Annotated in this window: 19 protein-coding genes; 1 reads left to right on the plus strand and 18 read right to left on the minus strand. The window is 33.5% G+C overall.

The features are described 5' to 3' along the window. Positions 1-4: 4 nt before the first annotated feature. From purF to FM121_RS01100, 16 genes are all read right to left on the minus strand, one after another. Positions 5-1,417 (minus strand): amidophosphoribosyltransferase, encoded by a 1,413-nt coding sequence (gene purF, locus FM121_RS01025; RefSeq protein ID WP_086950298.1) that lies wholly within the window; start codon positions 1,415-1,417, stop codon positions 5-7. Beyond that, positions 1,402-3,624 carry a phosphoribosylformylglycinamidine synthase subunit PurL gene (gene purL / locus FM121_RS01030; RefSeq protein ID WP_086950299.1) on the minus strand — a complete coding sequence of 741 codons (2,223 nt, stop codon included), beginning with the start codon at positions 3,622-3,624 and terminating at the stop codon, positions 1,402-1,404. The genes purF and purL overlap by 16 nt, the downstream gene beginning before the upstream one ends. Next, the gene (purQ, locus tag FM121_RS01035; protein WP_086950300.1) at positions 3,624-4,304 is read right to left on the minus strand and encodes a phosphoribosylformylglycinamidine synthase subunit PurQ; all 681 of its coding nucleotides are present in this window, start codon (positions 4,302-4,304) and stop codon (positions 3,624-3,626) included. Before purQ ends, purL begins: the two co-directional genes overlap by 1 nt. Beyond that, on the minus strand, positions 4,305-4,556 hold the full coding sequence (purS, locus tag FM121_RS01040; protein WP_086950301.1) for a phosphoribosylformylglycinamidine synthase subunit PurS: 252 nt from the start codon (positions 4,554-4,556) through the stop codon (positions 4,305-4,307). Positions 4,557-4,558: 2 nt separating this feature from the next. Further along, the gene (gene purC / locus FM121_RS01045; RefSeq protein WP_086950302.1) at positions 4,559-5,272 is read right to left on the minus strand and encodes a phosphoribosylaminoimidazolesuccinocarboxamide synthase; all 714 of its coding nucleotides are present in this window, start codon (positions 5,270-5,272) and stop codon (positions 4,559-4,561) included. Positions 5,273-5,541: 269 nt separating this feature from the next. After that, on the minus strand, positions 5,542-5,772 hold the full coding sequence (locus FM121_RS01050) for a hypothetical protein (RefSeq protein WP_256958385.1): 231 nt from the start codon (positions 5,770-5,772) through the stop codon (positions 5,542-5,544). 42 nt (positions 5,773-5,814) lie between these two features. Next, positions 5,815-7,731, minus strand: a complete 1,917-nt coding sequence (locus FM121_RS01055) for an amidase family protein (protein ID WP_086950304.1) — start codon at positions 7,729-7,731, stop codon at positions 5,815-5,817. 191 nt (positions 7,732-7,922) lie between these two features. Further along, entirely contained in the window at positions 7,923-9,218 is a 1,296-nt protein-coding gene (purB, locus tag FM121_RS01060; protein WP_086950305.1) for an adenylosuccinate lyase, read from the minus strand. Positions 9,219-9,231: 13 nt separating this feature from the next. Further along, positions 9,232-10,353 (minus strand): 5-(carboxyamino)imidazole ribonucleotide synthase, encoded by a 1,122-nt coding sequence (gene purK, locus FM121_RS01065; protein WP_086950306.1) that lies wholly within the window; start codon positions 10,351-10,353, stop codon positions 9,232-9,234. Next, entirely contained in the window at positions 10,346-10,831 is a 486-nt protein-coding gene (gene purE, locus FM121_RS01070; RefSeq protein ID WP_179203762.1) for a 5-(carboxyamino)imidazole ribonucleotide mutase, read from the minus strand. Before purE ends, purK begins: the two co-directional genes overlap by 8 nt. Positions 10,832-10,919: 88 nt before the next feature. Then, positions 10,920-12,314: a gluconokinase gene (locus FM121_RS01075; RefSeq protein WP_086950308.1), complete on the minus strand. Its 1,395-nt coding sequence runs from the start codon at positions 12,312-12,314 to the stop codon at positions 10,920-10,922. Positions 12,315-12,521: 207 nt separating this feature from the next. Further along, positions 12,522-12,869, minus strand: coding sequence for an EamA family transporter (locus FM121_RS01080; RefSeq protein ID WP_086950309.1), 348 nt, complete (start codon positions 12,867-12,869; stop codon positions 12,522-12,524). Beyond that, positions 12,862-13,224 carry an EamA family transporter gene (locus FM121_RS01085; protein WP_256958386.1) on the minus strand — a complete coding sequence of 121 codons (363 nt, stop codon included), beginning with the start codon at positions 13,222-13,224 and terminating at the stop codon, positions 12,862-12,864. Before FM121_RS01085 ends, FM121_RS01080 begins: the two co-directional genes overlap by 8 nt. After that, the gene (locus FM121_RS01090) at positions 13,214-14,200 is read right to left on the minus strand and encodes an alpha/beta hydrolase (RefSeq protein ID WP_086950311.1); all 987 of its coding nucleotides are present in this window, start codon (positions 14,198-14,200) and stop codon (positions 13,214-13,216) included. Before FM121_RS01090 ends, FM121_RS01085 begins: the two co-directional genes overlap by 11 nt. 183 nt (positions 14,201-14,383) lie before the next feature. Continuing rightward, entirely contained in the window at positions 14,384-17,422 is a 3,039-nt protein-coding gene (locus FM121_RS01095) for an AAA family ATPase (RefSeq protein WP_086950312.1), read from the minus strand. Positions 17,423-17,835: 413 nt separating this feature from the next. Next, positions 17,836-19,860 (minus strand): urocanate hydratase, encoded by a 2,025-nt coding sequence (locus FM121_RS01100; RefSeq protein WP_086950313.1) that lies wholly within the window; start codon positions 19,858-19,860, stop codon positions 17,836-17,838. A gap of 281 nt (positions 19,861-20,141) precedes the next feature. On the opposite strand from FM121_RS01100, the gene hutI reads away from it, so the two are divergent. After that, positions 20,142-21,407 (plus strand): imidazolonepropionase, encoded by a 1,266-nt coding sequence (gene hutI / locus FM121_RS01105; protein WP_086950314.1) that lies wholly within the window; start codon positions 20,142-20,144, stop codon positions 21,405-21,407. Between the two features lie 45 nt (positions 21,408-21,452). Here hutI and FM121_RS01110 read toward each other — a convergent pair whose 3' ends face one another. Further along, the gene (locus FM121_RS01110; RefSeq protein WP_086950315.1) at positions 21,453-22,340 is read right to left on the minus strand and encodes a diacylglycerol/lipid kinase family protein; all 888 of its coding nucleotides are present in this window, start codon (positions 22,338-22,340) and stop codon (positions 21,453-21,455) included. 81 nt (positions 22,341-22,421) lie between these two features. Next, positions 22,422-23,294, minus strand: coding sequence for a YitT family protein (locus tag FM121_RS01115; RefSeq protein ID WP_086950463.1), 873 nt, complete (start codon positions 23,292-23,294; stop codon positions 22,422-22,424). Between the last annotated feature and the right edge of the window lie 9 nt (positions 23,295-23,303).

Raw genomic sequence — 23,303 nt, forward strand, 5'->3', positions numbered from 1 at the left:
TCCTTTAATTAGCTAAATTTTGTTGGTAATCGTAAAGTTCCGTTGGGTAGTCACCATTAAAATAGGCCATACACAGACCTGAATAAGGCGCATCTAATTTAAGACCAATTGAGTTAATTAACCCTTCTTCACTAATAAATTCTAAAGAATCAGCTTCAATTATTTCTCTGATTTCTTCATTCGAATGATTAGAGGCAATTAACTCTTTCTTCGTTTGTATATCGATCCCATAAAAACAAGGGTATTTTAGTGGTGGAGCTGAAATTCTGACATGCACTTCTTTGGCTCCTGCGTCTTTCAAAAGTTTAACAATTCTGCGACTCGTTGTTCCTCTGACGATAGAATCATCCACTAAGATAATTTTCTTCCCTTCAACTACACCACGAACGGCTGAAAGTTTCATTCGAACCCCTTCTTCGCGGAGTTCTTGTGTTGGTTGAATAAAGGTTCTTGCCACATATTGATTTTTAACAAGCCCCATCTCATAAGGAATACCACTTTCTTCAGCATATCCACTAGCCGCTGATAAAGACGAGTTAGGCACTCCAATTACCATATCTGCTTCAACGGGTGCTTCTTTAGCTAAGGTTTTCCCCATTTTTTTTCGAGCTGAATGGACATTAATCCCTTTAATGTTAGAATCAGGTCTAGCAAAATAAATATATTCCATAGAACAGATCGAATATTGTGTTTCTTTCGTGTAGGTTTCAATGGTCATACCTTCATCATTTATAATAATCACTTCGCCAGGTTCAACGTCACGAACAAATTCTGCACCGACAGAATCAAGGGCACAGGTTTCGCTTGCTACAACATACGCCCCACTTTTCATTTGACCAACTGCAAGAGGTCTAAAAGCATTCGAATCAAGAGCTGCATACAACGCATCATCTGTTAATAGTACATAAGCAAAGCCACCTTTTACTTGGTTCAACGCTTCTTTCAAACGGTTTTTAAATGTTTCTTTTTCACTTCGTCTAATCAAGTGCATTAAAATTTCTGTATCTGAATTCGAATGAAAAATGCCACCTTCTTTTTCTACTTCATGGCGTAATGTTTTGGCATTTGTTAAATTACCATTATGAGCTAAAGCAAAATCACCATCAAAAAATTTAAATAAGAAAGGTTGGATGTTATTCACTTCACCCGTTCCAGAAGTGGCATAACGAACATGTCCAATCGATGCATTTCCTGTTAATTTTTCTAAATTTTCAGCTTTCCCAAACACTTCAGTAAGTAGTCCCAAATCACGATGACCTTTTAATACACCTTGATTATTAGAAACTATCCCTGCACCTTCTTGCCCTCTATGTTGAAGTGAATGAAGACCAAAATAAGTCACTCTTGAAGCTTCAGGATGTCCCCAAATACCAAAAACGCCACACTCTTCATTTAAACTTTTTACTTCATAAGACATGTAATTGCGTCCTCCCAAAGTTCTTTGGCTTTTGTTATCTCCACATTAATCGCTTCTGTCTCAGTTACTAAATTAAATATTGGCTCACTTGTTACTTGCCCAAGTAAAACAGCTTTTTCTCCTAGTAAGCCTTCAAATGTCTCTTGATTTTCTGGTTTAACTGATACTACAAAACGTGACGGTGTTTCAGAAAATAGTAACTCAGAAGCCTGATTAAACTCACCTTTAAAACCCAAATTATTTCTAAAACAAGCTTCCATTAATGCAATGCCTAAACCACCTTCAGAACAATCATGAGCACTTTGTAGTTGTCCTTTTTGAATGCTTTCTAATACTAAGTCTTGATTTTGCTTCTCTTTTTCTAAATCAAACTCATTCAAAACACCTTCAATTTTTCCTGTTAATAATTTTTGAAGTTCTGAACCGTTAAAGTCTGCGTTTGTTTCACCAACCACATAAACTAAATCCTCAGACACTTTGAAGTCTTGAGTTGTCACATGTTTCATGTCTTCAACAAGACCAACCATCCCAATGACTGGTGTTGGATAAACTGCATTATTATTTGTCTCATTGTATAAAGAAACATTTCCCGAAATAACTGGGGTTTCAAGTTCACGACACGCTTTAGCAATGCCGTCTGCTGATGTGCTTAATTCCCAGAAGCCTTCTGGTTTGTCAGGAGAACCGTAATTTAGGCAATCTGTAATCGCTAAAGGACGTCCACCACTAGCAACAATGTTTCTAGCTGCTTCGGCTACTGCTAATTGTCCACCGATTTCTGGGTTTAAGTAAAGGTAGCGACTATTACAATCCATCGTCATTGCTAAGCCTTTATTGGTTCCTCGCACTCTTAAAACAGCCGCATCACTTCCAGGTCCTACAACTGTATTCGTTCTGACCTGAGAATCATACGTTTCAAAGATTGCTTTTTTAGAGGCGATTGTCGGTTGTTGTAGTAATTCAAGCAAAATTTCATCGGGTTTTTTTATTTCTGGATTAAAGGGAGTTAACTTTTTAAAATCTTTTATGCGAGCGGGTTCTTTTTGCTCTTTTTGATACTCAGGCGCTTCTTCTGCTAAAGCATCAACTGGTAAATCTGCTACTTGAATACCTTTATGGAATAACCGGTAATGCTTATCGTCTGTAACTTTCCCAATGTTTACCGCATCTAAATCATAAGACTCAAACAAATCAACGACTTGTTGTTCTTCACCTTTTTTTATGCATAATAGCATTCTTTCTTGAGATTCAGAAAGCATCATTTCATATGGTGTCATATTCGTTTCTCTTTGAGGCACATCATCTAAGAAAAGTTCTAAACCAGAACCCGCTTTTGAAGCCATTTCTGAACTGGAAGAAACTAAGCCAGCCGCTCCCATGTCTTGAATGCCGACTAAAATATCTGAGTGATTTAGAATTAAGTCTAAACAAGCTTCCATTAACAGTTTTTCCATGAACGGGTCCCCAACCTGAACGGCAGAACGTTGTTGTTCTTCCCCTTCAGTAAATTCCTCAGAAGCAAATGTTGCTCCGTGAATTCCGTCACGTCCAGTTTTAGCCCCAACGTACATAATCGTGTTGCCAGTTCCTTTGGCTTGCCCTTTTTGGATATCTTTATGTTCTATTAAACCAACACACATGGCATTGACTAAAGGATTTCCCTCATAACAAGGGTCAAAACCAATCTCGCCACCCACAGTTGGAATGCCAATACAGTTACCATAGCCGCCAATGCCAGCCACCACTTGCTCTAATAAATATTTAGTACGATTATTATCTAGTTCTCCAAAACGTAATGAATTTAGCATGGCAATAGGTCTTGCTCCCATACTAAAAATATCCCGAATAATACCGCCCACTCCTGTCGCTGCCCCTTCATAAGGCTCGACAGCTGATGGGTGATTATGACTTTCTGCTTTGAAAACGACTGCTAAATCATCACCAATATCAACAATTCCAGCACCTTCTCCAGGTCCTTGTAACACGTGTTTGCCAGAAGTTAGGAATTTTCTCAAGACGGGTTTACTATTTTTGTAAGAGCAATGTTCGCTCCACATCACTGAAAAAAGTCCTGTTTCAGTATAATTAGGTAAGCGACCTAAAATATTTTCGCTTATTAATTGATACTCTTCATCAGTTAAGCCCCACTCTTGATAAATTTTTTGATCTCTTACTTCTTCTGGTGTCAGTTCATGAATTTTTAACATTAATTTTGACTCACCTTTCTTAGATAATCAACCATTGAGGCAAATAACTTACGCCCTGAATCACTGCCTAATAACTCTTCCATCGCACGTTCTGGATGAGGCATCATGCCTAAGATATTGCCTTCTTTATTAGTAATTCCTGCGATCTTTTCTAAACTTCCATTGGGATTATTCCCTTCATAGGTAAAAATGATCTGATTGTTCTTCTTTAATTCTGCTAATGTTTCTTCGTCACAGTAGTAATTACCTTCACCATGAGCGATCGGTAAAGATAGTAATTCATCTTGCTCGTATTGAGAAGTAAATAAACTTTGATTATTTGAGACCTTAACTGATTGCGTTTGGCAGACAAATTTTAGAGAATCATTTTTAAGCAACACACCTGGTAAAAGACCTGCTTCTGTTAAAATTTGAAATCCATTACACGTTCCGAACACAGGTTTACCTGCTTTAGCAAATTTCGCTACTTCATCCATCACTGATGAAAAACGAGCAATCGCCCCACATCTTAAATAATCCCCATAAGAAAAGCCTCCAGGAATTAAAATTGCGTCAAATTCCGATAAATCTGTTTGTGTGTGACGAATGTATTCGACTTCTTCCTTAATAATATCTTTAATTGCTAAATATAAATCAATATCACAGTTTGAACCTGGAAAAACTAGTACCCCAAATTTCATTTATTTTGCCTCCAGTACTTGGACACGGAAACTTTCCATATTGATATTCGCTAACAATTGATCACTTATTTTTTCAGCGGTTTCGACGGCTTCTTGTTCTGTCTCTGCTTTGACATCAAAATCAAAGAACTTTCCTAATTTAAGATCTGAGATATTTTCATAACCTAATCGAGTAATTGCTCCTTCGATTACTTCTGCTTGTGGATCTAAAACTGATTCCTTATAACTTACATATACTCTGACTTTAAACATAGTTATTCTCCTCTTTCTTTTAAGCGATTTAATATTTCTTGATATACGGGAATAATTTCACCTAAGTCTTTACGGTAGATATCTTTGTCTAGGGACTGTCCTGTTTTTTGATCCCATAGACGACAAGTATCTGGTGTAATTTCATCAGATAAAATAATCTCGTTAAACGTGTCTTTACCAAACTCTAGTTTAAAATCAACTAAGGTCACATCAATTGATTGGAATAATTCTCGCAGTTTTTGATTAATTTCAAGGGCTTGTTCTTTAAGATTTGCCATTTCACTCTCACTGGCAATCTCCAAGTACTTGATATGATCTTCATTAATAAAAGGATCATCTAATTTATCATCTTTGTAATAAAATTCAATGATTGGAAAAGGTAGCTTAGTACCTTCTTCAACGCCTAAACGTTTTGTAAAACTACCAGTTGCAATATTTCTTAAAACGACTTCTAAAGGAATAATCTCAACTTTCTTAACTAATTGTTCGTTATCTGAAATACTTTCTAACCAATGATTCTTAATTCCTTGCTTAGTTAATTCTGAAAAAATTAAGGAAGTAATTTGATTATTCAACTCACCCTTACCACGAATTGCATCTTTCTTTTTACCATTTAAAGCAGTTGCTTGATCAAGATACTCTAATCGTAAGATATTATCATCTTCTGTAGAATGTACGTTTTTAGCTTTGCCTTGATATAAAATAGTTGAAACCACGCTTAATTCATCTCCTATTAATGATCGTTTTTCTAATCTCAAAACGAAAAGTTCGGTTAATTCACTTTGAGTGTATCAACCTTTAAAATGATAGTCAAATATTTATTAACTTTTACTTATGTTTTTATATTTATAGTTCGCGTTTTAATCAAATATCATTCTAAACCGGTTTTATTAACTTAACGTTGCTTAAAAACCGAACGATAGTTATATAAAAAAAGAGTGTTAGACGTTGATTTCGTCTAACACTCACTGATTATCAATTTATATTAATTATTCTTTTCTCGTTTTCTTTGATTATCTTCCGCTATTTTTTTCTGCTCACTAGCGATGAAACCTTTATTATCAAATCTAGCAGATAAATTTTCACCTTTGTTAATACCACCAAGTCCTGTGTTAATCATTTGTCCCCAACCTTTAACTGGATCTTTTCCTTTAGCACGTAACTTATCATTTTTGAGTCTTATTTTTTCAGATTTTAACAGTTTCTTGTCTGTCATCTTCATCAACTCCTATGCTTTAGCTTAATTATAACACAGAAGTTAACTATCCGTCTTTTTAAATTCTACTTTAAAGCCGATATAAGCTAAAACAACAATCACACCTATTACACCAAACAAGATTAGAAGCATTGAATTTTCTTCTCCTGTTTGTGGTAATATTTTTTTTGCCTTTGGGAACCATTCTTTCTTATTGGATGAAGAGTTAACAGTCCCAACGCCAGTTTTAGAATGAGTGGTTGAACTATTCGTAGTTTTAGTCGATTCACTTGTGACTGTGCTTTCCGTTGGGCTACTACTTGCTTCACTTGTGCTTGCATTTTCTGTTGAACTACTATTTGCTTCACCTGTACTTATCGTTTCAACTGTGGAACTACCTTCTTCAGTTGTGCTCGTACTTGGTTCTGTTTCTGGTTCTTGGTTTTCCAATAATTTAAACTGGCTATTTGTTTCAAACAGATCGCCTAAGTCCATAAGTAACTCATCATTGCCAAAACCAGCATTAAATTGAATCCCCAGTGGTAACCCTTCATTTGAGACATAGGTCGGTAAGCTAATCGCAGGTTCTCCTGTTAAGTTAGCTAGTTGCGTATATGGTGTATAGGTTAATGCATCTAACCACTGATCATAAATCAACTTTTTCCGATCCTCAGCTGATGCTGTCTCAATGTTTTTCATTTTTTCTAAATTAGCTGGCGTAATTAATGGATCACCAACTTTTGGCGCTGTTGAAGCGGTGGTTGGCGTTAAATAAATCGGGTACTGTTTATGAAACTCTGCCATAGTCGCTTCTGCTTGATGGTTAAAATCCCATGCTGCATTTATTTCATCTTTAGTGGTCACTTTTCCTGTTTGAAAGAGTGCCCAGGTTAATATATCCACATCATCAATTGTAATCGGACGTTTTAATATCTGATTACCTAAATACTCTGCCATACCACCTGAACCGGCAGCAATCGTATAGTAGTTTTCCATTAATTTGACACCATCAATCTCTGGCTTTGCTTCTTCTACTTGATACCCTTGAGATTTCAAAAATGCCACAGCATTTTCTACAGCCGCTAACGCGTCCTTCGTTACTGGTGTGCCCACTGGCGACTCTGTAGAGTAAGCTATTTTCATATCTTTTGATAAAGTTTGCCCTTTAGCTGTTGGGTCATTTTTTAACGTGTTAAATAAAATTCTTGTATCATTCATATATTTTGTATTAGCAAAATGAACAACCTGCCCTTTTGTTGAAGCACTATTTCCTTTTAAGACACCTCTTGAGGGTTTTAAACCCACAATACCATTCCATGACGCTGGAATTCTAATAGATCCTCCTGCATCACTCCCAGAAGCGACAGGATTCATCCCTGAAGCAATACTAGCCGCTGCACCACCTGATGAGCCTCCCGCTTGATAATTAGGATTCCACGGACTTCCAGTGGGACCATAAAGAGCTGAATCGGTAATATTACGCCATCCCATCTCTGGAAAATTAGTTTGACCAATCACAATAAAACCAGCATTTTGGAGTGCTTTGACAAAAGAACTTGTCCCACCTGCAATTTGATCTTTTGCAAATGGAAACCCATTTGAGTTTGGCATCCCTTTTATTGTGTGCCCCAAGCCCTTAACTAAAATCGGAACACCTAAAAAAGGCTGTCCAGTATCTTGGATTTCTCTAGCTTCTTTTAACGCTGCTTCTTCTCTTAAACCGATAACTGCATTTAGAGCTGGATTTTCTTGATTAACTTTCCGTGTCGCCTGTTTAACTAATTCTTCACTGGTTACTTTTTTACTTCTAACTAGTTCAGCTAATTCTTCGGCTGAGTACTTTGAATAGTCTTTTTCTAAATTTACACTTTGAGTTGTTACTCCTTGCTGATCACTTTTTATTTCCTCAGCAAACACTGGATTAACTAAAACAAATAATCCTATCATTAATCCTAACGTTACTATTTTTTTCATTTTCATCTAAACCACTCTCCTATCCAAGAATTAGTTTAACGAACTATGTGAAATAATGTTAATTCTGTGCTTAAAACGGTTTTTTTAAGTTAAGAATAAATAACAAACGCTATCAAACTAGCCTTTATAAAATACAATTTCGTTTTTTTTACGTAAAAAAAGACTGCAATCCACTTAAGGCACAGTCTTCTTCATTTTTATTCTAACCCGACTCTTTCGAAAATAACATCTACATTTTTTAAATGATAGTTATAGTCAAAAGCATCGTTGATTTCTTCTGGTGTTAAAACAGAAGTAATTTTTTCATCTTCTTCTAAAAGTGTTCTAAATTGAACTTGGTGATCCCAGGCGTAGGCCGTTTTTGGTTGAACCAAATCATATGAACCTTCACGAGACATCCCTTTATCAATTAGTTTAAGTAAGACACGTTGGCTATAAATCAAACCAAATGTCGCATCCATGTTACGTTTCATATTTTCTGGGAAAACCGTTAGATTTTTAACGATATTACCAAAACGGTTTAGCATGTAGTTTAAAAGAATCGTTGTGTCAGGAATAATGATACGCTCAGCTGACGAGTGAGAAATATCTCTTTCATGCCATAAGGAAACATTTTCATAAGCTGTAACCATATGTCCACGAATGACACGAGCTAAACCTGTCATGTTTTCAGAACCAATCGGGTTACGTTTATGTGGCATTGCTGATGAACCTTTTTGACCTTTAGCAAAAAATTCTTCCACTTCACGTGTTTCAGATTTTTGTAGTCCACGGATTTCTGTGGCAAATTTTTCAATACTTGTGGCGATTAACGCCATTGATGATAAGTACTCAGCGTGTAAATCACGAGGTAAGACTTGTGTTGAGATATCTTGGGCACGTAAACCTAATTTTTCGCAAACATATTCTTCTACAAATGGTGGTGTGTTAGCAAATGTTCCTACTGCTCCACTGACTTTGCCTGCTTCAACTGCCTTAGCTGCATGGTCAAAACGTTCCATATTACGTTTCATTTCTGAGTACCATAAAGCAAGTTTTAAACCAAAAGTTGTTGGCTCAGCATGGACTCCGTGAGTTCTTCCCATCATAACAGTATATTTATGTTCTTTGGCTTTTTCACCGATAATCTCAGTAAAGTTAGCTAAGTCTTTTCTTAAAATGTCATTGGCTTGTTTTAATAAATAACCGTAAGCTGTATCTACCACATCCGTACTTGTTAAGCCATAGTGAACCCATTTACGTTCTTCTCCTAAGCTTTCAGAAACAGCACGTGTGAAAGCAACCACATCATGTCTTGTTTCGGCTTCAATTTCTAAAATACGATCAACATCAAAACTAGCATTTTCACGAATCTTTACTACATCTTCTTTCGGAATTTCTCCTAATTCAGCCCAAGCTTCATCAGCTAAAATTTCCACTTCTAGCCAAGCTTGATAACGATTGTCGTCTGTCCAAATTTTACCCATTTCTTCTCGTGTATAACGTTCTAACATTGTCTTATCCTCTCTATTTCCAAATATTGGTTTGATTGATTTCTTCTAATGTTCTTTCAAGACTATTTGATAATATCGTAATATGGCCCATTTTTCTACCATCTTTTACTTCTTTTTTTCCATAATAGTGAAAATTCCATTCAGGTTTTTGATTAATCCATTCTTTTGCTCGGTTTGCTTCCTCACCTAACAAGTTCATCATAATTGAGGATTGATGTAAAATAACTTTTGGAAGTGGCCAACCACAAATCCCTCTGATATGTGAATCAAACTGACTTACGTTGCAAGCTTCAATAGAGTAATGCCCTGAATTGTGTGGCCTAGGTGCCATTTCATTTATAATCAAGCCCCCATTTTTTGTCACAAACATTTCTACAGTAATTGTTCCTTTAATTTGAAGGTTCTTTGCTATTTTTTTAGCCATCTTTTTTGCTTGTGATTCGCAATCCTCTAAAATGTCAGCTGGAATAAGCGAGGTGTGCAAGACATTGTTTTGATGCCTATTTTCAGCAATCGGAAAGACTTCAAATTGACTGTGGCTACTTCCTGACACAATAACCGATATTTCTTTTTCAAAAGTTAGCCATTTTTCTAGAACACACTCACCAAAATGTAAAAGTGAGGTTGCTGATTTAATATCCTTTTCATGTTTAATAACTACTTGTCCTTTACCATCATAACCACCAGAACATGTTTTCAAAACAGAAGGATACCCTAATGAATCGATGCCATTTTTTAGTTCATCCTGATTATTGATAATTTCATAAGGGGCAGTTGGTAAATTCAACTGACTTAAAAAAGATTTTTCATGTTTTCGATTTTGACTAATTTTAAGTAACTCTAAGCCTTGTGGTAATTTTCCTAGTTCAGTACATTTTACTAAAACTTCAGCATCCACATTTTCAAATTCATAAGTCACCACATCTGATTTAGCCACTAATTTTTCGATAGCTTTTGAATCATCATAAGCGGCTTTAATATGCCAATCAGCTACTTGTGAGGCAGGACAATTTGTTGTCGGGTCAAGAATTCCAACGACAAAACCCATCTCTTTAGCACTTAAAGCCATCATTTGTCCTAATTGTCCACCACCAATAATCCCTATAGTTTGTTGTGGTAAAATAATTTTAGTCAAAATGAACCTCACTTTCGATAACCATCTCTTTTAATTTATCGCGATAGTCCTCTAACTTAAGTTCTAATTCTCTATTATTAACTGATAAAATTTGGACAGCGAGTAAGCCCGCATTTTTAGCGCCAGCTTTTCCAATAGCTGTCGTGGCAACGGGAATCCCACCTGGCATTTGAACAATAGACAATAAAGAATCCATCCCTTTTAATATTTTTGACTCTACAGGAACACCAATAACTGGTAAAGTTGTTTTAGCTGCCACCATTCCTGGTAAATGCGCGGCACCGCCTGCACCTGCAATAATTATTTTAATTCCTTTTTTTCTTGCATTCTTTGAAAAGTCGAACATTAAGTCTGGCGTACGATGAGCTGATATTATCTTCTTTTCATATAAAACTCCAAACTCTTCTAAAATTTGACACGCTTCTTTCATTGTTTCCCAATCGGAAATACTTCCCATTATGACAGATACATCAATCATCAGAATATGACCCCTTTCATTTCTTTCATTCTAGCAACTGAGTTAAAAAGGGTCAACAAATAAACGAATTTAATTAATTATTTTTATATTATAGTTCGGTTTTTAACTCTTCCACAAACATATTATAGATATTTTTATATTTCAAATGATTTTCTAAACTTGTAAATATTCGTTTTTGATCTAAAATAATTGATTTTTTTGGAGGCTCAATTAAACAAATTAAGCCAAAACTTGGTTCAGAAAAAACGGACTGGATACAATTTTTACCAAAAATATCTGCAGCAAGTGTCGCTAAAATTGGTGAATCAAAAAAACCACCACTAACTGAAATTTCTCTTGTATCAAGATTGATCAATTCACTGATATAGCGCAAATTAAATAAAATACCTTCACTCAAACTTCTAAGTAAATCTTCCCTCTTATTATGGATAGATATTTTTTTAAAGCCACCTGTAGCCTTTGCGTTCCACAACGGAGCTCTCTCGCCAGCAATATAAGGTAAGAATAAAACACCATTACTTCCAATTGGCGATAACTTAAAAATCTGATCAAGTTCTTCATAAATTGATTGATTTTGACAAAAAACATCACTCGCCCATTCAAGAACTTGCCCTCCGTTATTACTAGCTCCACCAACGACCCAATACTCTTTATTTAAATAATAACAAAATGTTTTTCCTTCTTTATCAAGTTCAATTTTTTTGGTTAATTTTCTAACGGCTCCACTTGTTCCTATTGTTAGAGTATTCATCGTTCCGTTGCCTAAATAACTTGCGTAACTGGCTAAACAGCCATCACACGCACCAATATAAACTAAGATATCTTGAGATATAAATAGCTCATCTGCTAATTCTTTCTTAATAACGTAATAAGCATCTGTATCGACAAGTTCTGCCAATTTTTCTTTTTCTATTTCAAGAAAATCAAGTATTTCTTCGTCCCATTTTTTTTCGTGAATATTAAATAATCCTGTAGCTGATGCTGTGGAATAATCTATCACTTCTTGGCCAGTAAAAGCAGACATCAGATATTCTTTTAATCCAATCCATTTTTTTACCTCTTTAAACCATATTTTATTTTTCATAAAGGCCATTTTTGAAAAAGGAGACATCTCATGAATTGGTGTTCCCGTTTTCTGATAAAAACGATTAGCCAGTTCTTCTTTTTTAAATTCTTTAACAAAAGAACTTGCTTGTGTATCTAACCAAATGAACATTTCTTCATCATACAATGTGTCTATTACAGGCATAATACTATGCATAGCAGTACTGAAACTAATTTGCTCTATTTCGATTCCTTTTTCACCGAATTTTTTGATACCACTTTTAATATGTTGTAAAATTTCAGCTGGATTTTGAAAGACTTTTCCAAACTCTTTATATTGTGTTTCAATTCTAATCTCAATTTTATCTATTAATTGATATTTTTCAAATAAACTAAGTTTGATGTTGGTTGTTCCAACGTCAATGGCTAATCGATACATCTTTTATTGTCCACCTTTTCCTAAGTTTCGCTTCATTACATTTTACCATTTATTATATCTTTTCCAAAATGAGATGAAAGAATAAAAGAAGCTGACCCAATTGTCAGCTTCTATCTTATTTATGTAAATAGCTTTTAATAGTCAGAAGAGTAAAATAACTTTTTGACTCACCTTGTTGATTTTATTCACCAAAGCACTCTAATTTAATTACTGACTAATAATAACAACACCAATCATAATCAAACCAACTGATAATAATTTTAAAGGAGTAATTTTTTCTTTAAATGTAAAGTATGAAATAAAAACAGTCCAAACATATGTTAAGGATGTCATCGGAAAAGCGATAGAATAATCTAAAAATTTAAATAAAACAATATTAGTTGCCGCACTAACAATGTATAAAAAACAACCAATAAGTAACCATTTATTCGTAATTGATTTGATAAAAGTTACTTCAGCCAGTTCGTTCATACCTTGCTTTAAAGCTAATGCGCCGATACTTCCTGAAAGAGTTGTGATAATCAGAATAAGAATAATTTTAAGCATATCAGTCATTATCTTTTCCCCCTTCATATCCTAAGAGAGCTGAGCCACCAATAATAAAAAGTGTCCCTACAACTTTCAAAGTTGTGATTCCTTCATTTAAAAACATAGCACCAAAAATAATCGATAAAGCAAAACCAACACTCATCATAGGTTGCAAAATAGAAACTTCTCCAAATCTAAAGGAAATCATTAAAACAACCATCCCAATTCCTGCAGCTACTAAACCAATAAAATACATTAAATAAGCAAACTTGTTATCACTTGCATCTGCTCCTATTTTCCAGGCTAACTGCCCTAAACTACTCATCGTTGCTGCAAGTAAAATTAGAGTCATTGCTAATTTCATATTCTTTTTATTTTCCATGTCTATCTCCTTTGGTTAAATTCTCATTAATAAAATTTAAAATGGTCTCAAAATATTTTTTCTCTTCATAAACCCATGAACATAAATGAGGCGCATCTTCTACTAGTACCAATTCTTTGATACCAATAGTTGCTTCCATATTTTTATAGACCATCTCATGAGGAACAAATTTATCTTTTGTGCCATGGAAAAATAATATTGGTAGCTTATTTTTTTTAAGTTGCTCGACACTAGATGCTTCTTTTAATGTAAAACCTAGTTTAAATTTAGCAAGATAATTAGCAAAAAATAAAATGGGGGTCGCTGGTAATTTTAGGGCTGAAGATAACAAATACGAAAACTCATCATAAATATTGATATATCCGCAATCAGCAATTAAAATTTTCACCTGCTCCGGCAATTGATCGCCACTCGTCATCATAACTGTGGCCGCACCCATTGACCCACCAAATAAAATAATTTCAGCCTCTGGATAATGGCTAATGATTTTGTCAATCCAGGCTTTGACATTTTCTTTTTCAAGCCAACCCATTCCAATTTCGTTTCCTGTGCTCTTTCCATGACTTTGTAAATCTGGTACTAAGACATTGAATCCTGCTTCATTCAAAACTTTCGCTGGATAAGACATATCTCTTTTACCAGAAGAACGATAGCCATGTACAGCTATGATCCATTTACTAGTTGTCGGAACAGCCCTAAATACTCTAGCACATAGTGTTTCATTGTTCCATGGCATAAATATTTCTTCAGTTGCCTCTTCTTCCCAAAAAGAATGTCCTTCTTCGTTTTGTCTGTCTTCAATTTCTGTGTAAACCGTTTTTTCTTTACTAAAATTATCGGGGTTAAATAAAGCATGTCCTTTTTTAGCAAACCAAGTTGAGTCTTTAAAAAATGCTACATTGACAAAAAAATTAGCTCCGTAAATACAAATACTGATTAAAACTATAAAAATAATTCCAACAACCCAAGCAAACATCTCATCATTCCTCATCAAATTTTTTTATTATGTATATTTATTTTATCATTAAACATGACAAATATCTTTTATATTTGTTAAGTATCATAAGATTTTTTTATTCAAAAATTTTGCTATTATTCTAACAAAAAAACAGACCATTTATCTCGTTATTTGATACGGGACATCTGATCTAGTTTTTATTTATAAAATATCTTTTAAAAAATTAATTTCATAGGCATCTTGATATTGATTTAAGTGACTTAATGCGTCTATTGCATATGATTCTGAATCACGTGACAGCCAATTTTGCCAATCTGATAAACTCTCTCCTTGAGCAACTAACTCTTTGCTCACAACAGATTTACCAAATTCAACAATTCCAATATCTCTATTATTCCCCATTCGTTCAGCAAATTCTTTTCCCTTATCTAAATAGTATTTAACTTGTTCATAATCTTTTTCTTGTAAATAAATTAAAGCCATATAAGCATCTAGACGTGGTCTTTTCCAAAACGTACGGAGCTCTTCGTAAATAGCTCGAGATTTCAATAATAAATCTTTAGCTTTTTCTAGATTTCCTTGAGCAAAGCAAGCTGCTCCTGCATTCGTATAAAAAACCGACAAACTCGATAGTGTATTTTTTTCTTCACACAACTCAATTGATTTTATAAACATTTCGTAGGCTTCGCTGTAGTTATTTTCATTAAATCTGATTTCACCTAGATAGTTATACGCCGCTGCAATGTTTACCGCATATTTTTTAGCGATTTCATCGGTTAACATAAAGGTATTAATAGACTCTCGAAGTAATTTTTCAGCAATCAAGTTATTACCACACATGATTTGATATAATCCTTTGAGTCTTAACAAAACACCTATGGATTGATGATTATTTTCTTTAATTGATAAATCCAGTGCTAACTCAATGTAACCAATCATTTTTTCTGGTTCATCAATTTGAATATAGTAATAAATCATTTGTTTGTATCCTGCCAAAAGATAGCCGTTGTCTTTTAATTCTTTTGAGCGAGTAATAACTTGTTCAATATCTTGAACTCCTTTTTTATATTCACCATATTTGATTAAATAACGACCTTCTAGATATAAAAACTGACGTGTTAACTGTTCAAACACTTCGTTTCCTTGGTACTGAACTTTCAATAAATCTAAAGAGTTTTGAATTTTATCAAATTGTTTAAAAACTTTTTCTTGACTGAATGTCAGCTCTTCTTTAAATGTTCCTTGAGTTTCTATATCAATCGGGAAAAGTTCATGATAAAAACCTAAATATTTTTCAAGATATAATAATTTATATTTCAACGCTTTTAAATCATCTTTCCCTTTTTTATAATGGTAAGAGATATTATCATAAAGTAAATTATCTACACCATTCAAGTGTATCTTACTTTCTAAATAATGTGCTATTTTTTTATGAATAATACGTTTTTTCCCAATTGATTGATTCATATAAATAAATTCTCTTAACTTAATATGAGTAAAAGTGGTGCCCATCTCACCATTTATATCTAATTCCTTAAGAATATTTTTCTTAACAAGATTTTCAATCATGTTAACAATTATTAAGCTGTCCATACCTAGAATTTCTACTAAATCATCCAATAAAGCATAATCATAAAAATAAGAAACAATATTAACTACTTCTTGTTCTCCTTCAGTTAAATACAAAAATCTATTTTTTAAAGCATCTTTCATTTTAACAGTCATCGTATTTAAGTTAGCATTACTTTGAAGTAAACTGACATATTCAATTAAGAAAAACAAATTTCCTTCTGTGTGTTTATAGACATTTTCAACTAAGTGATCTGTCACTTGATCATTATCTAATTTTTTTAGAATAAACTCGTTTGTCTCTTGATATGTAAAGGGGTTTAATTTAATCATTTTTAATAGAGAACACTGAATTAAATTATTTAAAAAGAAGTCTAATTCTACACGGTTTACTTTTCTAGAAGTCATTAAAAAAATGACATTTTCACTTACATTCATCATGACATTTGTTAATAGTTCTAGACTACTTGAATCCATCCATTGAATATCTTCAATAAAAATTAACAACTTACTTTTCTCAGAAATACGATTGATAGTATCAATCAAAACATCGGATAAAACATTTAAATTAACCGAGGACTCTCGTTCAACTAACTTCGCTCCAGCTAAATGTGCCTCAATATTTGGAAAAATTTTTGAAATAGCTTCTTCCCAAATTTCTAAATTTATTTGTTGGTTTTCTTTAATAATCATTGATAATTTATCGATAATTTTTTTCCAAGGCCTAAAAGAATACTTTTCTTCTACTTGGTAACACTGTGTCTCAACAACAGTTACCTCATTTTGGATATTATCCAAAACAACGTTAGCCAGCGCACTTTTTCCAATACCAGCTTCTCCACTAATTACCATAGATAGAAAAGACTGGTTATTTTTAAATGAATTCAACTGAGTTTCAATTTGTTTTAGTTCATCAAAACGTCCATAAAATAAAGAACTAAATCGTTGTTTCCCTTGATTATTATGGTTATTTAAATGGTCTAATGAATCTTCATATATTTTTTTTGTTTGTTTATTAGGTGTAATTCCTAGTTCTGTTTTCAAAGTATTGGATAAATTATAATATGTTTCAACCACTTTTCCATCTCTTTGGTTTGTCTGATAAAATTTCATTAATAATTGATAATTTGATTCGTCAAACTCATCAATATGAATTAACTGGTAAATATTCTTTTCAACATCTTCTAAATTTCCATTTTCAATATCTTGTTCAATTTTTCTCAAACATTCTTGTAAAAACTTTTTCTCGTAAAAGCTACGCATTTTTACAACCCAAATTTCAAATCCTTCACAATCCTTTAAGAAAAAACCTTTTAAAAATTCATCTTTATATAAAAATAAATTTTCCTGAGTTTGTTTCATAAAATTATCAACATCAATATCTAGATCAACCGATCCATTCAATACGAGTAATGCTTTATTTGGAGAACTAATGATCTCTACACCTAAAATTTTATTCGCTTGATAGATAGCGTTTCTTAAATTCTTTTTTGCATTTTGGTCGCTTTTATCTGGCCAAAGCAAACCGGCAACTTCATCTCTACTTGCTGATTTAGTTACTATCAAGTAATAAAGCAAAGCATCTATTTTAGAAAAAGAAAAAAGAATTGCTTCATCGTTTAATCTTATTTCAGGATGTCCAAACATTTTACAACTTAAGCGGTTAGACAAGTTTACTTCCTCCTAACTAGTCATTCTTTGTAACAGTCATACATTTTATCTGTTAAAACATTTACAAAATTCATTATACCTTTTTTTAGTGATAAAATAAACAAACTGTCCACAAAGAAACCTCATTTATTGAATAAATTAATCATTTTTTTGTGAAAGAACTGTTAACAAGTAAAGTTAAACTTTTTTTCATTAAACGATCAATAAATAGCGTATTTTATAAGAAGTCTATTAAATTTTAGCATAACTCAGATGGCAATCGTCACTACCACAATATCAACAAATACCATTTTTTATAGTTTTAAATGCAGATACAAAAAGACCTTAAGAAGAAAGATATTCTCTAAATTCTTAAGGTTCTTAGTAGATTATTTTTTTACAACAATGACTTGGATAGGAAGTTCACACAATCATTATTTAAATAAAGGTTTAATTGCTGCTTCTACTTTAGCATCATCAGCAATGTAAGGGATTGTGATATGGTCTAATCCTTTACGCATTTCATTGTATTCCATTGATGTTTCAATAGCATGTGGATTACGTGCCCAACTACGACGAGCAACGCCACCCATAGTATCCCAAGCAATAGCAGATTTAATAATTTCGTCAGTTGTTTCACTTCCGTCTAATACTAAACCAAAGCCACCATTGATAGATTTACCAATACCAACACCACCACCGTTATGTAGAGCGATTAAACTCATACCACGAGCTGCGTTACCTGCGTAACATTGTGTTGCCATATCAGCAGTAATATTACTACCATCTTTGATATTTGAAGTTTCACGGAATGGAGAGTCTGTACCAGATACATCATGATGGTCACGACCGATCATAACAGGTCCAATTTTACCTTCTCTTACCATTTCATTGAATTTAAGGGCGATATTAACACGTCCCATAGCATCTTGATAAAGAATACGTGCTTCAGTACCTACAACTAATTTATTTTCTTCAGCGTCACGAATCCAATTATAGTTATCACGATCTTGATAGCGACGTGTTGGATCAATTACTTCCATAGCTGCTTTATCAGTAGCCATTAAATCTTCGTGTTTACGGCTTAAACATGCCCAACGGAATGGTCCATAACCATAGTCAAATAACATAGGTCCCATGATATCTTCTACGTATGATGGCCAGATAAATCCGTCTTTATCATCCACACCATTTTTAGAAATTTCTTTAATTCCTGTATCATAGATAGCTTTCATGAATGAGTTACCATAGTCAAAGAAATAAGTTCCTTTAGCTGTTAATGCTTTGATAACTTCAAAGTGACGTTTCAATGTTTTGTCAATTTCAACACGGAATTTATCTTGATCTTCACCTAGAAGTCTTGTTCTTTCTTCAAATGAAATACCAGCTGGACAATAGCCGCCTTCGTAAACATTATGACAAGATGTTTGGTCAGATAATAAATGTACGTGAATATCATTTTCATTAATATACTCTAATAAATCAACAATGTTACCATGGTAAGCAATAGACGTTGTTTCTTCTTTATCCATGTATTCTTTTGCTAATTTCATTGTGTCTGCTGGTGTTTCAGTTACGTGAGAAATCCAACCTTGTTCTAAACGAGTATCAATACGAGAGCGGTCAACTTCTGCTACAATTGCTACAGCTTTAGCAATTTCTCCTGCTTTACCTTGAGCCCCACTCATACCACCAAGTCCTGATGTAATGAATAATTTACCTCTTAAATCACCATCATCAGCAACGCCTAATTTCAAGCGTCCAGCATTTAATAATGTATTGAATGTTCCATGAACAATACCTTGAGGGCCAATATACATCCAACCACCAGCAGTCATTTGACCGTAGTTAGTGACACCCATTTGTTCCCCAATTTCCCAATCTTTAATGTTATCGTATTCTCCAATTAATAAACCATTAGTAATGATAACGCGTGGCGCATCTTTTTTAGAAGCGAATAATCCCATTGGATGTCCAGATTCTACAACTAATGTTTGCTCATCTGTCATTTCTTCTAAGTAGCTCATGATTAATTGGTATTGCATCCAGTTTGAACATACTTGTCCAGTTTCCCCGTAAGTTACTAACTCATATGGATAAAGTGCGATATCAAAGTCTAAGTTGTTATCAATCATAACTTGCATTGCTTTAGCAGCGACACATTTTCCTTTATACTCATCAATTGGTTTTCCGTAAACACGTGTTTTTGGATACCAACGATAGCCGTAAATACGTCCACGAGTTCTTAATTCTTCTAAAAATTCTGGAATGACTTGATCATGAAATTGTTCTGGTACATATCTTAAAGCATTTTTTAATGCTAATATTGTTTGCGATTCTGATAAACGGAACCCTCTATCTGGAGCACGTCTAATACCTTCTTGAAATACCGGCATATCTGGTAATACTTCTGGCAATTTAATTGTCATTGCTTTACTAATATCTGTGTTACTAATCATTTTACTTCCTCCTTAAAATTATCAATAAAAAGTGCATAAATGTTGATACGTTATTACTGTTTTTTCACATAAGTAATGTTTCTTTTAGGTTATACCACTACTATAAAACGAGACGGTCTATTTACTGTCTATCCCTTGTATAAAATAAATATTTTTATAAAAAAACATTCTAAATAAAACGATTACAATAATTTGACAAAAATTAGTCGATAAAAAGCTACAGTAATTACGAGTAAATATTGTTATAATATTATTGTAAATCAAAGGAGGAAAAAAGCAATATGATAGCAGATAAGATTTTAACAAATTTTAGCCAAATTTTTTGTCCGATTGATAATGGACAACCTTTAAAGGGTGCTGAAATGGATCAAGCAGACGTTATTGAAAACGGTTTTATCGCCATTAAAGATGGAAAAATATTAAAAGTAGCAGCAGGTGAACCTGAAACATCCCTTATCGGTTCTCATACAAAAATTGTTGATTATTCTGGAAAATTAGCTTCTCCTGGTTTAATCGACTGTCATACTCATTTAGTTTATGGTGGAAGTCGTGAAAATGAATTTGCTAAAAAATTAAATGGTGTGAGTTATTTAGACATTTTAAAAGAAGGTGGCGGTATTTTAAGTACCGTTCGTTCTACTCGTTCCGCTTCTTTTGAAAACTTATACGATAAATCAAAACGCTTATTAGATCAAATGATCATTCACGGTGTTACTACTGTGGAAGCTAAAAGTGGTTATGGTTTAAATTGGGAAACAGAAAAACGTCAATTAGAAGTGGTCAAAGAATTAAATCATAATCATCCCATTGATTTAGTTTCAACATTTATGGCAGCCCACGCTGTCCCACCTGAATTTGATGGGGATGGGGATGCGTTTATCGAAATGATCATTGCTGAGATGTTACCGCAAGTTAAAGAAGAAAACTTAGCAGAATTTTGTGATATCTTCTGTGAAACAGGTGTTTTCACAGCTAAACAATCATTCCGTTTACTTGAAGCTGCAAAAGAATTAGGCTTTAAATTACGTATCCACGCTGATGAAATTGATTCAATCGGCGGGGTTGATGTAGCTGCTGAGTTAAAATCGGTAAGTGCTGAACATTTAATGGCAGCTACTGATGAAGGCATCAAAAAAATGAGTGAAAGTGGCGTGATTGGTAACTTACTACCAGGAACAACTTTTAGTTTAATGAAAGACACTTACGCTCCAGCTAAAAAAATGCTAGAAGCAGGTATGGCAATTACCTTGTCAACAGATAGTAACCCAGGAAGTTGTCCAACCTCAAACATCCAATTTATTATGCAATTAGGTTGTTTCAAAATGTATCTAACACCAGTCCAAGTCTTCAATGCAGTTACAATTAATGCTGCTTACTCTGTCGGTTTAGGCGATACAATTGGTAGTTTTAAAGAAGGAAAATTAGCTGATATTGCCATTTGGGACGCACCAAATGTTGACTATCCATTATATTTCTTTGCAACAAATCTTGTTCAAGACGTGTATAAACACGGTGAGCTCGTTTCTAAAAATCATCAAATTCTTTAATATAAAAAGGTGACTAAAAATTAATTTTTTTAGTCACCTTTTTTACTATTCTTTTTTGATTGGAACCATTAAATCAATTAGGTCTTTTTTCCACTCTAAGTGCAGAGGTAAGTCTGGACCAGGATCACCATCAATTCTTGATTGTATTTTTATTTCAGAATCTAAATTAATTATTTCAAGACTCTCTGCTTCTAATCTAGTAATGGTTTTTTTTCCCTTTAAGTGGCCCGTAAAAGCATATGTCAAATAAGCCATCGCTTTTGACATCGTCATGTTATTTAAGATATTAATATGAAATGCATTTGGATCATCTAAAGTATAAGGCAATCCTCCTACATAAGATGTTGTTGTTATCAGCGTCACCCATGTTTTTAAATCTTGTTCTTCTTTTTCAGTTTTAAAACGAATTAAATATGACGTTTTACTTCCTATTTTTTTTAACGCTTGATACGGATAAACAATAAGCCCATATTTTTGCTTTTCGCTTTGTCTCACATCATTTGAGATGTCTGCTAGTTTACCAAATGTAAAAGAACTAATAATAGCCTGATCGTTACACTTTCCAATACTAACTTTATTCGTATAATTATCAAGAATAACAGCTATCGCTTTCTCTGTGTCTATCGGAATATTCCAGCGTTTCGCAAAATTATTAATCGTTCCTCCTGGAATAATTCCTAGAGGGACACTTCGATTACTTCTGATAAAAGCGGTCCCGACTATATTAAGCGTTCCATCTCCACCAATTGCTATAATAGCTGAAATTTCAGACATTCTATCTATCAACTTTTGAATAGTATTTTCTGGGCTATCTCCTGCTATAAAAAAAGAATCAATTTTATTATTTTTTAATTTTTCTTGAAGATTCTTAGCTTTTCTTTCTGACTCGCCATTTCCTGCATTTGGATTAAACAAAATACCATAGGGTTTCACTTAGATCATCCCTTCTGTTAAATTAATAGTATATAGCCAATAAAAATGTTTTTAAATTCTTTACTTTATACTCAAATAAACTTACAAACCAAAATCATCAAACTTCCCTAAAGTATGGACATTTTCTGAAATACTCACAAAACTAGTCGGATCGCCTTCCTCAATTGCTTCTTCTAACTGATTTAACTCATATCTTGTAATAACTGTTAAAAGGACTGTTTTTTTACGGTGATCATAGGCACCTTCTGCCTCATCATTTAAAACAGTCACTCCTCTTAATAATCTTTTCTTAAGAGAACATATAACATCCTCTGGGTTTCTTGTAATAATTAAAACTTGCATTTTTTGTTGTTTCGTATAAACAAAATCCATCACTTTTCCACTAACAATAATTGATATTACACTATAAAAAGCATATGGAAAACCAAATAAAGCTCCCGCAGCTATAACAATAATACCATTGATAATCATTGATATTGAACCTATACTTTTCCCTGTTTTCCGTCTGATTGCAATAATACCAATATCTAAACCACCTGTAGCAATCCCGTTCTTTAAAGCAAGTCCCATCGATGTCCCACCAATAGCACCACCAAATAATGCACAAATAATAGGATCTTTTGTTAAAACAATCGTTGGGACCATTTCAATAGCTATTGAGGCAAAGGTTACACTAATGACAGTGAAAATGACTAATTTTTTATTCATTTTAAACCAACCATAAATCAAAAATGGTAAATTTATTAAATAATAAATAACTGACATTGAAGGCTCAAAACCTGTAAATTTCTCAAATACTGTAGTAATTATTTGAGAAAAACCTGTAATTCCTCCCGTGTAAATATTCGCTGGTCGCCAGAAAAAATTTAAAGCAATGGCGTATAACATGGCATATAAAAACGCCACCGTTAACTTATGTGTATATTCTGATATGGTTCCTTTTTCCTCGTACATCTGAGGTTT

The sequence above is a fragment of the Vagococcus fluvialis bH819 genome (genome assembly GCF_900163795.1).
Classification (GTDB): domain Bacteria; phylum Bacillota; class Bacilli; order Lactobacillales; family Vagococcaceae; genus Vagococcus; species Vagococcus fluvialis_A.